The following is a 15602-nucleotide window of genomic DNA, read 5'->3' as shown; positions in this document are numbered from 1 at the left end:
AAAAAAGTTCTTCTTTTAGCTTGCTCCTTCTGTATCTGCATTTCACAGGTACGAAAGCGCTTCATTCATGAGTACATCATACAACAGTAACGATTGTTTTTAAAAACGTTTGCATATACTGTATTGGGTCATTTTCCATTAATTGATATACATTATAGGCATATATCTCCATTTTTCACATGATATCTTTTAATTAGTCGATAATTCATGTGTTTAATATTGGAATATCTATTTTATTTGCCCCTAATATGCCACATTTTCTCTATTTCAAGAGATTTCTCATAAATTAACGTTCACAATGCTCGTTTACTTTAGTGAAATTTAGTGCAATGGTTTGAACAAGAGTATTGAAAGCCCTTTTATTCCATGCTATAATCCAAAACGTTAAGAGGCTGTCCAGCATGAAGCACAACATCTCTTGTCTGCCTCCTGTTCTATACAATTAAAAGGCAATGTTACTTATCAAAGGTACAACCTCGGGCAAGCTACTTCGCGGTGGCTGTGCCTCTTTGTTATGTGCTACTCTGCTACTGATTTAGTGCATGTTGCATAAAAAACTGTGCAACCAATAACAATAGCGACATTCTACATTCCACGCGCTCTGTGGAGTATCGTCCGGGAATAGTTTATGCTTTCGATGCGGTTTTGCCGAAGTGTCCGAGGAAGTAGCGCTAACAAAACTTAGCCTATGCTTTCGATGTGGTTTTGCCGAAGTGTTCGAGGAAGTAACGCTAACAAAACTTTAGGAGGATTTATCATGTTACTGGAAGCAGTGTATCATCGTCCGCGGTTAAATTGGTCTTATGCCTATAATGAAAGTACGATTCACCTGCGTCTACGCGCTAAAAAAGGGGATTTAACCGAAGTGTTCGCCTTTGCTGGAGATAAATATGCTTGGGATACCACAAAAGAGCTAATTCCCATGACCCTCTTCACCTCCGATGCTATGTTTGACTATTGGGAATGTGCTTCAGTACCTCTCTACCGCCGCTTGAAATACGGCTTCTTACTTCAAAAAGATAACGAACGAATTTGGATGACCGAAAGTGACTTTCAAACGGTGCGGCCGGAAAACCCAAACAAGCTGTTCGAATTCCCCTTCATTAACCGCGTTGATGTATTTGCTCCGCCTGCCTGGGTAAAGGACGCTGTTTTTTATCAGATCTTCCCAGAACGCTTTGCAAATGGTGACCCGAGCCTTGATCCGGAAAATGTTCAGCCATGGGGCTCCGAACCAACACCAACCAATTTTTTTGGCGGCGACCTGCAAGGGGTTATTGATCATTTAGATCATCTTAACGAGCTTGGGATCACTGCTATTTATTTCACACCTATCTTTGATGCAACTACTAATCACAAATACGATACAGAAGACTATATGAAAGTCGATCCGCATTTTGGAGATATTGAGACTTTAAAAAAGCTCGTCGATAGCTGCCATAAACGTGGGATTCGTGTCCTGCTAGATGCCGTATTCAATCATTCTGGCAGAACCTTTGCCCCTTTTGTGGATGTTCAAGAAAAAGGAGAGGCTTCCGCCTTTAAAGATTGGTTCCATATTCGCAAGTTTCCACTTCAAATTGAAAACGGTGTCCCTACTTATGACACCTTTGCTTTTGAACCGCTAATGCCAAAGCTAAACACAGAACATCCTGAAGTTAAACAATACTTACTGAAAGTCGCAGAATACTGGATCAAAGAAGTTGGGATCGATGGCTGGCGTCTGGACGTTGCCAATGAAGTGGATCATGATTTCTGGCGGGAATTCCGCAAGGTGGTTAAACGTGCTAATCCTGAGGCTTACATATTGGGAGAAATCTGGCATGAATCTGCACCTTGGCTAGAAGGCGATAAATTTGATGCCGTTATGAACTATCCTTTCACTGACGCTGTCCTTGACTTCTTTGTGCATGGCACTCTTGATGCTGAAGAATTCGCTAATTCCATTGGCAAACAGTTATCGCGCTATCCGCTGCAGGCAAGTGAAGTTGCTTTTAATCTGCTGGACAGCCACGATACTCCACGACTGCTTACGCTGGCTGCTGGAGACAAAAACAAGATGCGATTAGCAGCACTGTTCCAATTCACCTTTATGGGCACTCCCTGCATCTATTACGGTGACGAGATCGGCATGGACGGTGAAGGTGACCCTGGTTGCCGCAAATGCATGGAGTGGAACCCTGAAAAGCAGGATCGTGAGCTCTTCGAGTTCTATCGTCAGCTTATTCAAATACGCAACGATCACCCTGCTCTCCGCACAGGTACATTTACCTTCCTTGAGGCAGGACAACAAGGCAGCAAGCTAGCCTATGAGCGCCGGCTGGATCTGCAGACAATTGTCGTACTAATCAACAGTGAAGAGACCGCTCAGACCTTCCGTATTGACGTAGACGAGCGGGATTGGGAGAACTTGTTTACAGGCGAAACACTGCGCACAGAACGCAGCAAGCTGAACGTGAAGATGCCAGCCTATGGATTCGCAATCCTAAAGGCAATCATCTAAAAGACTTCTTTTCTTCCCACTGCTCAGCCATATAGCATAACAAAACAGGGTATCTCGCAAGCGATAATCGCTTCGGGATACCCTGTTTTCTTTTGGAGAATACTAAAATGCTAACCGCTGCTCTAACTAAAGGGTGCCAGAGTTCAGCACACCTTAGTTTAGCCTACTTGCTCAGCAGCGTATAAATAACCTGTGCGCTTTCTGCGCGGGTCATCCATGCTTTTGGAGCGAATCGATTGTTCTCTCGGCCTTGCAGGAGTCCTAAGTCTGCTGCAGTCTTCACATAAGCTTCCGCCCACTTGCTAATACTTGAAGCGTCAGTAAATGCCGTAGAGGCTGCTACAGGTTCAAGCTTCTTACCAGACTTCACTTCAAGTGCGCGGATCGCCATAACAGCCATTTCCTCACGGGTAATTGATGCATTCGGCGCAAAAATATTATTACTCCGTCCACTAACAATACCCAGCTTAGCAGCTGTGGCTACATATGAGGCATACCATGCATCTGACCTGATGTCAGTAAACAGGACCTGCCCTTCCGCTTTTAAGCCAAGTGCACGTACTAGTAGTGCTGTAAATTCCGCACGGCTAACATTACTTTTCGGATCAAACTCAGAGGTAGTAACCCCTGACACAATTTGTTTGGCGGCAAGTGATTGAATCGCCTTAAATGCCCAATAGGTTGCAGGAACATCTTTGAACGACTTATCGATTTCAAGCACAGCATACTTACTGAAGTGTGTGACTTGTGCCGTGATCACCTCTCCATTCAGCTGTCCTCCCACGTACTCTAACCCGCCATTATCACTTAAATAATAGATTCCGATTAAGTCTTTGTTGAATTGCCCTTTAATCTTAAATGAGATCGTAATCGGCTCATCGAACTGCTTAATTACAATCCGAGTACCGTCTTTCATCAGCACGCTAAGTCTGAATTCAAATACATCGGAAAGAGAGCTAGCATGAGCACTATCATTGTTTAAACCGTCTACTATGGCTTTCGCAGCAGACTGCGCCAGTGGCTTCAGTTCAAGCAAGATTTGGGCACCTACCCCATCAATACCTGAAGCTAAACTTGGCATTGTACTTAAAAGCTGGCTAGGGATAGTAACTAACAGATCTCCCATTTTAAATACAAGATCATTAGTTCCTAGTATTTGTGCAGCTTGTAAAGGTAAGCGTACCGCTGTCTTACCGGCAGCAACATCAATTTGCACCTTGCCTTCTTTACCATTCTTCAAGCTATCCTCATTCACAACCTGAGTATCCGCTGGCGGTGTAGGGCTAGGGTTAACAACAACTCCAGAGGTTGGTGCCGCTGTGGCTTCTGGCGTTGGTGTCACCTCAGGCGACGGTGTTACTTCTGGTGCCGATGTTGGCGTCGATGTTGGCGTCGACGTTGGTGTTGGCGTTGGTGTTGGTGTCGGTGTTGGTGTTGGTGTCGGCGTTGGTGTTGGTGTCGACGTTGGTGTCGGTGTTGGTGTCGGTATAACATCCGATACCTCAGCCAAAATAACCGTACCTCCATCATCTCTACCTGGCAGATCAATATTTACCTTTTGATCCTCGGAAACCATGTATGTTTTACCGCTGTATTCATCGGTTACCGATGAATTAGCAGCAAACGGTACTGGAATCGTTACAGAACTCTCACTAGTTTTAGTATTGATTACCGTCACTACGTTCTCATCTTCATAAGATTTGTTGAAAGCCAAATAACCTGAATCATCTGAACCTGCGAGCTTCGTGCGCGCACCTTTGGAATACACTTTGGAGTACTTCGCACGGATATTCAACAGCTTTTGATAATGGTCATGTAGTGGCTTCTCTGCCGTCAATTGATCCCAAGGCATATCCTTACGGTTCTCACTGAATTGACCTTCAGACATATTTCCAGCATTGCTGCCTGAATTACCCAGTTCTTCTCCGTAGTATATTACTGGCTGTCCTTTGGCGGTAATTTGCAGAGCTGCAGCAATCTTCAGCTTGCCTTTATCGCCTCCCACATAATCAGACAAGAAACCATTCTCATCATGACTGCTCAGGAATTGAGCCATCATCTTCGTATTGTCGATCTTCAATTCACGTTCCTGCAGATAAGCATCCACACTGTTTACCTTACCATTTGCAAAATCTCTGGCTGCATCTTTAAATCCAAAATCAAGCAGCCCATCCATCTGGCTAGTTTCGAGCATTCCACCATTGTTATCAATGGTTCCACCGAAGTATTCGCCGGTCATTTTGAAGTTTGGATCCATCGCTGTCAGTGCATTTTTAAAGGCTTTCCAAGTCGTATCGTCCACGTGTTTGACCGTATCCACACGGAAATAATCAATCGTGTCTCCACGTTCCGTACGTGCGTTGTCTAACCAGCCTGTTTGCCAAGCGATAATTTTTTCACGAACGGCTGGATCTTCCGTCTTGAAATCTGGCAGGAAGGCAAGTTCACCCTTAATTGGATCTGTATCTGCGGATACACCATCCGTGCGCAGCATCCCTTCGAAACGTGCTTTATCCTCAGCTGTAATTGTCGGATAGGTATCCTCAGCTTTCAGACCGTAACCCGTATGATTGAGTACAACGTCAACCATGATCTTGATCCCTTTGTCATGCGCCTTTTCGATCAGCTCCTTGAAGGTGGCCATATCGCCAAGATGCTCGTCGAGCTTGGTGAAATCTTTTGCCCAATACCCATGGTATCCATATTGTTCGCTGCCAAAGTCAACGCCTTTGTTAAAATCAATATTATCTACGATTGGCGTGATCCATAACGTGTTAATTCCTAGCTCTTGCAAATAATCGAGATTGTCGATCATCCCCCGGAAATCTCCACCATGATAAGCTTCCAGATGATTTTTATTCACATTCTCATTATTCGTTGGGTCACCGTCTTTAAATCGGTCTGTAAGCGCGAAATAAATTCGAGCCTCATCCCAATCAAAATCCAGCTTATCCCCTGTATAGGTTCTTGCTTTTACCTCAAGTGTAGCCTTTTCCTTATGTGCATTGCCGTATTGGTCTACGAGCGTAATCGGAATATCCTTGATGCCCGCTGACACCGTGTCTTCCACAGCAACCGTTTGTTTCAAGAGTTCCGTATCCAGCTTAACTTTGCTAGGGCCCCCAAGATTAGTTAAATCCATATATGCTTCAGAGTAAGTTACTTCTTCCGAAGAGGAAGCGTGGATGGTTACAACAGCATTCTGATTGGATGTGACTGCCTCTGGACTTACGGATGTCGCAATCTTAACGACAGGTTGATGATAATCAATAACAGATTCATCATTCACCGTATTCTTTGGATCTGTAATTTCGGTAGTGACGCCGTCTTTTGTAATCAAGAAAGTATATTTATACATACCTTCTTTTAAATCAGCCAGTGTGTAAGTGAACCACTCGTTAGCCGGATCATAGATCATTGGATACGAAGTGCCGTTCACTTTTACTTTAGCAGCTGTTATTGCGTCCATATTTCCATTACGGAACAAAGCGTCGTCGCGGTATCTGAAAGTAATCGTTCCATCTTTTAAAATAGGGCCGCTAATACTTGGTTTGATATCAAGCTCTTTAACCATACTGGTTACATACACCTTAGTGAACGGTTCACCAGGGGTCAACGGAATAACACGATCGTCTGGGTAGTCTAGTTTCCCCGTGTTCCAATCCGTACCTTTGCGCAGGACAAATCCAACGCTTGTTGCATTCTCCGCAACCTCAATCAGAACGCTCGCTGTGCCATTCTTAAAGGTTGTGAAATCAATCTGGTCATTTTTAGCTCCAGTGTTCCAAACCCAGATATTCCAATCCTTATAGTCCTTATCGCTACGGGTATAAGTGAATTGAACATATCGTTTGTCAGTAACATTAACAGTGACGGTTGTAGAAATACCTTCATAAGAAATAGTAAGGGTTGCCGTTCCTAGCCCAACCGCTTTGACTAGACCTTTATCAGTTACTGTAGCTACTTCAGGTTTATTGGAGAGGTAAGTAGCCTTCTTAGTAACATTACTTCTGCTATTGTCATCATATTTCGCAAAAACAGCGGTTTGATGCGTATTTCCAGCTGCCAGCGTGTAGCTTGCACTATCTGTTTCCAAAGAGTTCAGCGTAACTGGTGCAGCTTCCTTTTGAATAATCACGGCCGTCAAAGGCTCTAGTGTAATTGAATTTGCTGTCAAAATAAAACCTGACTGCTGTGCAGCCGGTATCGCTGTAACACCAGCTTCATCGTTGTCCACAAGCACCTGACCGCCCGTCAAATCCTCAGATAAGGTCAGTTTTCTAGTTGTGCTGTCACCATTCATGAAGACATAATAGATGCCAGTGCCATCTGTTGCTTTGTTGGAATAGCCGATGACAAGATCGTTATCCTTCATTTCTGGAGCAGGGATCAGGTTAATGTTAGAGTCAACCAAATCCTTATCGCCCAATCGGAAGGCATCCGTTGATTTTCTCAGCTCCATCAGACCCGACGTATATTTTCTTGTCGTGTTCTGTACTGGGAACTTAGATTCATCTGTTGCTTTGGTCCAATCAAACATGTTAACTGCATCCGATGAATCGTAAGAATCATGAATGAAATAGCCAAACGATTGGTTGTTGTTGTCGAACATCTCTGTGAATTTATCCTCAGGATCCGTTGTGCCCTTCCACTGCTTAGTCCGCCCATATTCCTGACCGGCATGGATAAAGGCTGTACCTTGAGAAGTTAATACGAGCATATTTCCTAATCTGATCCGCTGCTGAATTTCAAGCTCATTCTCAGCAATATCCGGATCCTTCTTGATCGATTGTGCTATGACATCATGAAGTGTCAGATTATCATGAGCTTCGATATATGGGACGATATCACCCGGATCATCTGCTGGTGTATTCGAAGGTTGAGCTTTGATATTGTCCAGGATTGTAGCGATCGGACGTGCTCCACCTGTAATAAATCTAGGCTGACCTTCGGAACCATAACCAGACTTCAATTCATTACGGAATTCATCGGAGAAAACACCGACACTATCCGTTTTATCCATCCAATCCTGATCTGCACCTTGCCCAGCGAGAGAAGGATCAGCCGCGGCGCCGCCGAATGTTCTCCAGCCTTCACCAATAAAGAGTGCCTTCGGATTCACTGCTGCTGCGGCATCATAAGCATGCTGAACAGCATCAGCTGTCGCATCGCCCATCATATCCCAGCGCATTCCATCAATCTTGTACTCTTCAAACCAGTATTTTACCGAATCAACCATCAGCTTCTCAGCCATTTTATGGTTGGTGGCTAAATTGTTGCCGAACCCCCCGATAAAGTTACCGTTTGCATCTTGGAAGGCATAGTAATTAGGTACGATGTCGTTTAAAAATTCTTTTTTAGCCATATGAGTATACACTACGTCCAGAATGACACCCATTCCAGCTTCATGCACGGCATCAATCAAACCTTTTAATTCTTTAATCCGCTCTTCTGGATCGGCAGGGTTCTGTGAATAGGCCCCGTCCGGTGAAAAATAGCTGTGAGGATCATAACCCCAGTTGTATTCATTGTTTTTTGCGGAATAATCCGGCTCTCTAGTCCCCATCTTCGTCTCATCCCCGTAATACCAAGCCATCACAGGAAGCAACTGAACATGCGTTACACCAAGAGATTTAATATAATCAAGTTTCTTTTCAAAAGCGCTATAAGAACCCCATCTTTCCCCACTCAGACTATCCTCGATCGATACATCCGATGTAAAATCTCTCACGTGGACTTCGTAGATGATGGCGTCCTCACGTTTTTCGTAGCCTTTTATATCAGCATACCCAAAGGTATCTGGGTTCGTCTGGCTTAAATCAACAATAGCCGCTTTGCCCACTGTATCCACGCCAGCACCAGCAGCACCTGTGGTATCCACAGTAAATACCGCCATTGATTTAGCATAAGGATCAAGAACCTTATGGGTTACACCGTCATTCGTTACTTCGTATTGATAAAAGAAGCCCCTTACATCTGTTGCCGTTGTGCCTGTCAAATCAGCTGGCTTCAGCTGGACTGACCAAACCCCTTGCTCGCCGAGCGTTAAAGCAACACTGCCCACTTGCACGTTAGAGTCATTCTTATCGTAAAGATTCACAACGACCGAGCTTGCTTTAGGTGCCCATAATTTCAATGTGGCTGTTTTGTCAGCATTATACGTAGCTCCAAGATCGTCTCCTGTATAGTTGTACATTTCATCAAGCATTCTCCAGCCACTTGCGGCTGAGACCGTTTTACCTGAATAGGTAACGCTAAGCGGAACTTTTTCCAGATCAAATGCTTCTGTATCCACTTCGATTGAAGTTTTGCTTGTAAGGGTTACAGCAGTAATCGGGATTGCAGCACCCTCTTTATCCTTAACTGTAATTGCTGTCTTTAAGGCTGCTGGATCCAAACCGTCAGTCAGTGTGAAGCCGAGAAGGATTTTGCTCGTCGACAGCACCTCTGCGGATACTAAGCCAATAGGTGTCTCACCAAACGGAGAAACATAAACATTGTTGTCTCCTTCTTTAACCCATAGCTGATTGTATCGATCCAGCAGGCTAAAGGTTTTATTGTCACCGTCCTTATCACCGTTCGAAGGTTTCATCACAATAAAGCCGATTTTCTTCGCATTCTCAATAAGCGGAACATCAACATATGCACCATAACGATCTGTTTGATCTGCTACAAAAGGAGTAGCTCCAGACGGCCAATTTTCGGATGGGGCTACGACGTCATCCCACAGCCACAGTCCATATTGATCATGATTTGTATCAGCTCTGGTATAGTGAATTCGCACTGTATTAGGAGCAAGTGTAACTGGTTCATACGGTGTTACATCATTTGAACCCTGCTTGATCCAAATTTCATTCGCCTCAGGCGTGTTAATGGCAAAGAGTTTATCCCCTTCATCCTTGGCCTGAGTGACTCGGTTTACCACAAGGAACGAAATTTTCTTAGCTCCATCCTTCACTGGCACGTCAACATAAGCACCATAAGAATCGATTTGCCCTTCAGGAAATGGAGTTGCACCTGTAGGCCAATTTGCGGAAGGGGATTGAGCATCATCCCATGTCCATAATCCCTGATTTTCATAGTCACCAGCTGTCCGATTGTAGTGAATACGGATGTGTCCAGCCGGAACAGGAGTAACCTCAACAGGTTCAGAAGGAATTTTATATTCTGCTGTCACACTGCCATCCAGTGGATTAAATTTAAAGGTAACCAGAAGATCTGAAGGAAGACTCAGATTATTAGCAGTTTCGGGATACAATTGATCCCCGGCTTCACCGTCTCCTGGAACAGAAACTTGGTAGGTGTAATCTCCCTTAGGAAGGGTAGCCACCGTACTGTAAACATCATCAAAATCAGGATCAGATAATACGGTAAGTGCTTCTGCCGGCAGGTTTCCTGTCAATCTTGGTAGTTTAGCGGAAGCAATCGGTGTGTAATACGTGGAATCAGCTATTTTATGAGTTAAGTCATTATAATAAAAGGTTACGGCAGTCTCTGTTTCCAGCTTGATATGGATATTCTCCCCATCATTTGTTCCCTGAGGATTGGTGTAACTTGTGAATCCATAGTTCTCGTCCCATAAATCATTAAGAGTAACCTTGTAGTTATATTCTCCTGCCGGCAGAGTGCCTGTAAAAGAATATAGGCCATTATCTGAATAGGTCATTTGGGTAACTACTGATGTCTCATCCCAATCCTTACCCGGCGTTTCCGCACCTGTCGATGTAAATTTAGACTGCAGATCCCCAACCAATACAACCTTCGTCGTTGCTGCTGTAACATTAACAGGATGTAGTCCAAGACCAGAGAACACGAGAGCAATAATCATAAAGATCGCAAATGCCCTCTTCCCCCATAAAGTTATTTTCATTTTTGCAAAACCTCCCATAATTATGAATTCCCTTTTTGCAAGCGGATACATGATTTCACAAACCCCACCAATTTATGAGATTATAAATCATGCTATTCCTTCTAAAGTTGGAGAAGGTCTATATGTATGGCTCGTCAAGCCAATTCAACGCTGTCACCATCCTTTTATCAAAGTAAAAGCTTGATACATCATGTCGAAATTAGTGCAATCGTTTGCAAAAAGCTATGCACAAACACTAGTCCATAAAACCCATTCGTTAGTGCAACTGGTTCAACCTAAAAACGCCCAATGAAAACGCTTGCTGTATTTTGATTTACATACTAATGCCGAATTTGCGGTATTGTCAACCAGTATTTTCTAAAATAAAAGCTCAATTTAAAGCCGCAATAAAAACGAAACTTGTTCTTCCCTTCCTTTCAGCTAAGTTCTTGCATCATTTAAGCCATACGTTTGCATTCAGCGAATACTCTTTTCGCAAAATCCAGACCGCATTTATACATATTAAGATCAAAATTCCCGAATCATTCATACTTTTTTGGTGAAAAGCAACAATATTACATTGAAATTTCTTGTGTTCCTTCCAAAAGTAGCAATTTCCCCCTTTTGAATGACTTTATCTATTTACAATTTAGAACTCTTAGATTAATATTACTGTGTAAAGCAAACGGTTCCATAAGGAGGTTTCAATGACAGTTACCATTAAGGATGTGGCCAAGAAAGCGGGAGTATCTCCCTCCACGGTATCCCGGGTATTGTCCAACCATCCCAGAATCAGCCTGGAAACTTCCCGCAAAGTTAAAGCTATTATGGAGGATATGGGCTATACCCCTAACATGATGGCTAAGAGCTTGGTGTCGAAAACTACTAACAGCATCTGCTTCAGTCTTCCTAAACCTGCTGAAGAGCTGTTCTCTAATCTATTTTTTATGGAATTAATTCGCGGGATCGTTACACAAGCCAGCCGTTCCGGTTACGATGTGTTAATAAGCTCCGGAGCGAACGAGAAAGAAGAACTGGAAGCCGTTTCACGACTTCTGAAGGGTCGCCGTGTTGACGGCGTTATTCTGCTTTACTCTCGTACGGATGATGCCGTTATTGATTTTCTAGAGAGCAACGATTATCCATTCGTGCTTGTTGGCCGAAGTGATAAATATGAGAATATTTTATCAGTCGATAATGATAATGTGATGGCAGCGTACGATGCTACGAACCACCTCATTTCCATGGGGCATAAACGTATTGGCTTCGTAAGTGGACCACCTAATCTAATCGTTTCTCGTGACCGTCTCGCCGGATATCGTAAAGCATTGCAGAATAGCGGTTTAGAAATGCGGGATGAATGGATTGTAGAAGGTGAATTTCTACAGGATAGCGGCTATAGAGCGATGTCCTTTTTCATGAATTTGCCGAATCGCCCCACTGCGCTGGTAGCGGTGGATGACATGGTATCGTTCGGAATTTTGCGCGGGTTGAATGAACTGAAATACAAGGTTCCAGACGATCTCGCCATTGTAAGCTTTAACAATATTCCATTATCTGAATTATCTAGTCCTCCGATCAGCAGTATTGATATAGGAATTTATCATCTTGGCTACACCGCATCACAAGTACTTATCCAAAATATCAAGAGTCCGGATAACGGTTCAGGTCATACCAACCGATTTGTTATTCCCCATCGTCTGATCGTGAGAGAGTCATCCATGCACTCTCTGGCAAAGCATAAAACCGAATGAATAAGTGAAGCGTTTAACCGCTTCATTTATTTTTTGAAAATCTGTACAAACGTTTGCGCTAAATCATACAATACTTATTGATCCAGTTCTTTATGGGTGATTTCTAGGATCTTAGGTTAGGATAAACTTACACATCTTAATCAAAGTTTAAACGGTTTAATAAGATTCTAATACGGCATCCGCTGGATCACGACGCTGTCAAAACTTTTAGGAGGTACTACAATGTCGGAAATTAAAGCCTGCTTGTTCGACTTGGACGGAGTAATCGTCGATACAGCAAAATACCATTATATTGCTTGGAAAGAGCTTGCAGATGGACTGGGGTTTCTATTCACAGAACAAGATAACGAACGCCTTAAGGGAGTCAGCAGAACGGCTTCACTAAATATTTTGCTGGAAATCGGCGGACTAACGATTGACGAAGAAGAGAAAGCTAAGCTTGCGGAACAGAAAAATAATCGTTATGTCGAATATATTGCGAAAATGGACAGTTCTGAGATTCTGCCAGGTGCGCTTGATTTCCTAAAAGAGTGCCGTGCGAATGGCATCAAAGTTGCTCTCGGTTCTGCCAGCAAAAACGCTATGACGATCTTGAATAATACCGGATTAACCCCTTACTTTGATGCAATCATCGACGGCACACACACTAGTGCTGCTAAACCAGATCCGGAAGTGTTCCTATTAGGAGCCAAAGCACTGGATGCCGCACCTGAACATTGTGTAGTCTTCGAAGATGCAGAAGCGGGAATTGAGGCCGCTAGCCGGGCCGGTATGTTCAGTGTTGGCATTGGTTCGCCGGAAACCCTGAGTGCAGCGAATATTGTTGTCCCATCGCTTGCTCATATGAGTGTGTCCCTGCTCAAAGAATCTTTTGCATAAGTTTATTGAACATAATTAACTCAAATAGTACTGATTTGAGTTGTTGTGGACATTCCAACCAAAGATTAAATGAACTAATAATTAATCGTTAGCCTTCTGGTGATGAAGTGACGGAGAGGAATTTTGGAACTATAGAAGCATAACGTTCGCCTTTATAATCAGATTTCATCCGCAAAATGTGATCGAAAGTCCAAAGATTCCGCGCAGTCACTTTTATATCACCGAAAGTTTAACAAGGGATTTGTTCATTTTATATATCCCCCTAACATATTTAAAGGAGCGGTTATCGTGAAACAATATTTAACAATTGATGAATGGTCCATTATTGAGGAATCCTTTGATCCACAGACGCAAGAAATTTCTGAAAGCGTATTTAGTCTTGGTAACGGATTTATGGGTGGCCGGGCCAATTTCGAAGAGCAATATAGCGGTAACAGCCTGCAAGGCAGCTACATGGCTGGCGTCTACTACCCTGACAAAACACGTGTCGGCTGGTGGAAAAACGGCTATCCTGAATATTTTGCCAAAGTACTTAACAGCACGAACTGGATCGGTATTAACATTGAAATCGAGGGTACACCCCTTGATCTGGCAAAGTGCACCGTTTCCGAATTCCGCCGGGTACTTAATATGAAAGAAGGAACGCTCTCCCGTAGCTTCACTGCCACACTCGAAGATGGTAAGGAAGTTAAAGTAGAAAGTATCCGGTTCGTAAGCATGACTCGTCAAGAAATCGGCGCGATTCGCTATTCCATCATTCCTGTCAATTTCTCAGGCAAGATTACGATTACTCCTTATCTTGATGGTGATGTGAAGAACAAGGATTCCAACTATGACGAGAAATTCTGGAATGAAGTTGAGAAACAAGCGGGACCTGATCATGGACATCTCACCCTAAAGACTAAGAAACTCGACTTCCATGTCACCTCTGCTATGGCTTTTGATATCCTTGTCAATGGTGAAAAGGTAACTGCCGAAGCAGAAGTCATCGAACAAGAGAAATATGTAGCCAGCAAACTGGACGTAACCGCACAAGCGGGCAATCAAATCGTCATTTATAAATATGTAGCCAATGTTACTTCTCGGAATCACGGTCTGGGACAATTGGTCGACGCCGCCCAAACTGCTCTGCAAGCTGCTAAGGAAGCTGGGTTCGTAACCCTTTTGACTGAACAAATTGAAGCTTGGAGAGAAAAATGGAAAGAAAGCGACATCATTATTGAAGGTGACGTTTCGGCTCAGCAAGCGATTCGCTTTAATATTTTCCAACTCAATCAAACCTATAATGGTGAAGATGACCGCCTGAACATTGGGCCTAAAGGCTTTACCGGTGAAAAATACGGCGGCAGCACCTACTGGGATACAGAGGCGTATTGCGTTCCCTTCTATCTCAGTACGGCGGACTCCTCCATTGCCCGCAATTTGTTGATCTACCGTTACAAGCACTTAGAGAAAGCTAAAGAAAATGCCCGTAAGCTTGGATTCAAAAAAGGTGCGCTGTACCCAATGGTTACTATGAACGGTGAAGAATGCCACAACGAGTGGGAAATTACATTTGAAGAAATTCACCGGAACGGTGCCATTGCCTACGCCATTTACAACTATGTGAACTACACCGGAGACAAAGCTTATCTGGGACAATATGGCCTTGAGGTTCTCGTGGAAATCTCCCGCTTCTGGGAAGGACGTGTTCACTACGCATCACGTAAAGACAAATACGTAATGCTCGGCGTAACGGGCCCGAATGAATACGAGAATAACGTTAATAATAACTGGTATACAAACCGTATGGCTTCGTGGACTATGGAATACACCATGGAAGCACTGGCATACTTGCAAGAGAATGAGCCTGCTCGTTATGCAGAGCTAGTTGACAAACTAGGGCTGCAAGAGAGCGAAACTACAAAATGGAAAGACATCATTGCTAAGATGTATTATCCTGCGGATGAAGAGCTGGGTATCTTCTTACAACAAGATGGCTTCCTGGACAAAGAGATCATTCAAGTCAAAGATCTGGAACGTGAGCATCTGCCACTTAACCAAAAATGGTCATGGGACCGTATCCTGCGTTCTTGCTTCATTAAACAAGCAGACGTTCTGCAGGGATTATATTTCCTGGGTGACCGTTACGATCTGGATACAAAAAAACGCAACTTCGACTTTTATGAACCGATCACTGTTCATGAGTCCTCCCTTTCCCCTTGTATCCACTCCATTCTAGCCAGTGAGCTGGGATATAAGGATAAGGCCTATGAAATGTACTTGCGTACTTCAAGACTGGATCTTGATAACTATAACAATGATACAGAAGACGGGTTGCACAGCACTAGCATGGCTGGTACTTGGATGTCGATTGTACATGGTTTCGGCGGACTCCGCGTACATGACGGCAGACTGACACTGAGCCCATCTAACCCAGGTCACTGGACTGCTTACTCTTTTAAAATTATGTTCCGCGGCTCCCGTCTGAAAGTAAGCGTTACGGATGCACAAGTTACTGTTACGAATGAAACTGATATCCCTGCTTCTATTACTATCTACGACAAAGAATATACCGTAAACGGACTAAGCAGCATCACTGCTGATAGCAATTCCGTCACAGTATAAAACTTACACC

General features: G+C 43.6%; 5 protein-coding genes. 4 read left to right on the top strand and 1 reads right to left on the bottom strand.

All coding sequences use genetic code 11. From position 1 onward, the window contains the following. Positions 1-757 precede the first annotated feature (757 nt). Positions 758-2503, top strand: a complete 1746-nt coding sequence (locus NSQ66_RS08780) for an alpha-glycosidase (protein ID WP_036684381.1) — start codon at positions 758-760, stop codon at positions 2501-2503. 163 nt (positions 2504-2666) lie between these two features. Here NSQ66_RS08780 and NSQ66_RS08775 read toward each other — a convergent pair whose 3' ends face one another. Next, on the bottom strand, positions 2667-10373 hold the full coding sequence (locus NSQ66_RS08775; protein WP_339192837.1) for a pullulanase: 7707 nt from the start codon (positions 10371-10373) through the stop codon (positions 2667-2669). Positions 10374-11059: 686 nt separating this feature from the next. On the opposite strand from NSQ66_RS08775, the gene NSQ66_RS08770 reads away from it, so the two are divergent. The 3 genes from NSQ66_RS08770 to NSQ66_RS08760 all read left to right on the top strand — a co-directional run bounded on the left by NSQ66_RS08770 (position 11060) and on the right by NSQ66_RS08760 (position 15592). Then, entirely contained in the window at positions 11060-12106 is a 1047-nt protein-coding gene (locus NSQ66_RS08770) for a LacI family DNA-binding transcriptional regulator (RefSeq protein ID WP_036684387.1), read from the top strand. A 222-nt stretch (positions 12107-12328) separates the two neighbouring features. After that, a complete protein-coding gene (gene pgmB, locus NSQ66_RS08765; RefSeq protein WP_076141390.1) occupies positions 12329-12985 on the top strand; it encodes a beta-phosphoglucomutase in 657 nt (218 codons plus the stop codon). 288 nt (positions 12986-13273) lie between these two features. After that, entirely contained in the window at positions 13274-15592 is a 2319-nt protein-coding gene (locus NSQ66_RS08760; RefSeq protein ID WP_076141389.1) for a glycoside hydrolase family 65 protein, read from the top strand. Positions 15593-15602 lie beyond the last annotated feature (10 nt).

Origin of the sequence: Paenibacillus sp. FSL H3-0329, from assembly GCF_037963285.1 — a bacterium.
Classification (GTDB): Bacteria; Bacillota; Bacilli; order Paenibacillales; family Paenibacillaceae; genus Paenibacillus_AQ; species Paenibacillus_AQ odorifer.
Note: the sequence above shows the minus strand (reverse complement) of the source record. Positions and strands in the feature narration are given on the sequence as shown.

Excerpts from the sequence above, each read along its gene's own strand:
- pgmB (WP_076141390.1), top strand. The coding sequence starts at position 12,329 with ATGTCGGAAATTAAAGCCTGCTTGTTCGACTTGGACGGAGTAATCGTC.
- NSQ66_RS08775 (WP_339192837.1), bottom strand. The coding sequence starts at position 10,373 with ATGAAAATAACTTTATGGGGGAAGAGGGCATTTGCGATCTTTATGATT.
- NSQ66_RS08780 (WP_036684381.1), top strand. The coding sequence starts at position 758 with ATGTTACTGGAAGCAGTGTATCATCGTCCGCGGTTAAATTGGTCTTAT.
- NSQ66_RS08770 (WP_036684387.1), top strand. The coding sequence starts at position 11,060 with ATGACAGTTACCATTAAGGATGTGGCCAAGAAAGCGGGAGTATCTCCC.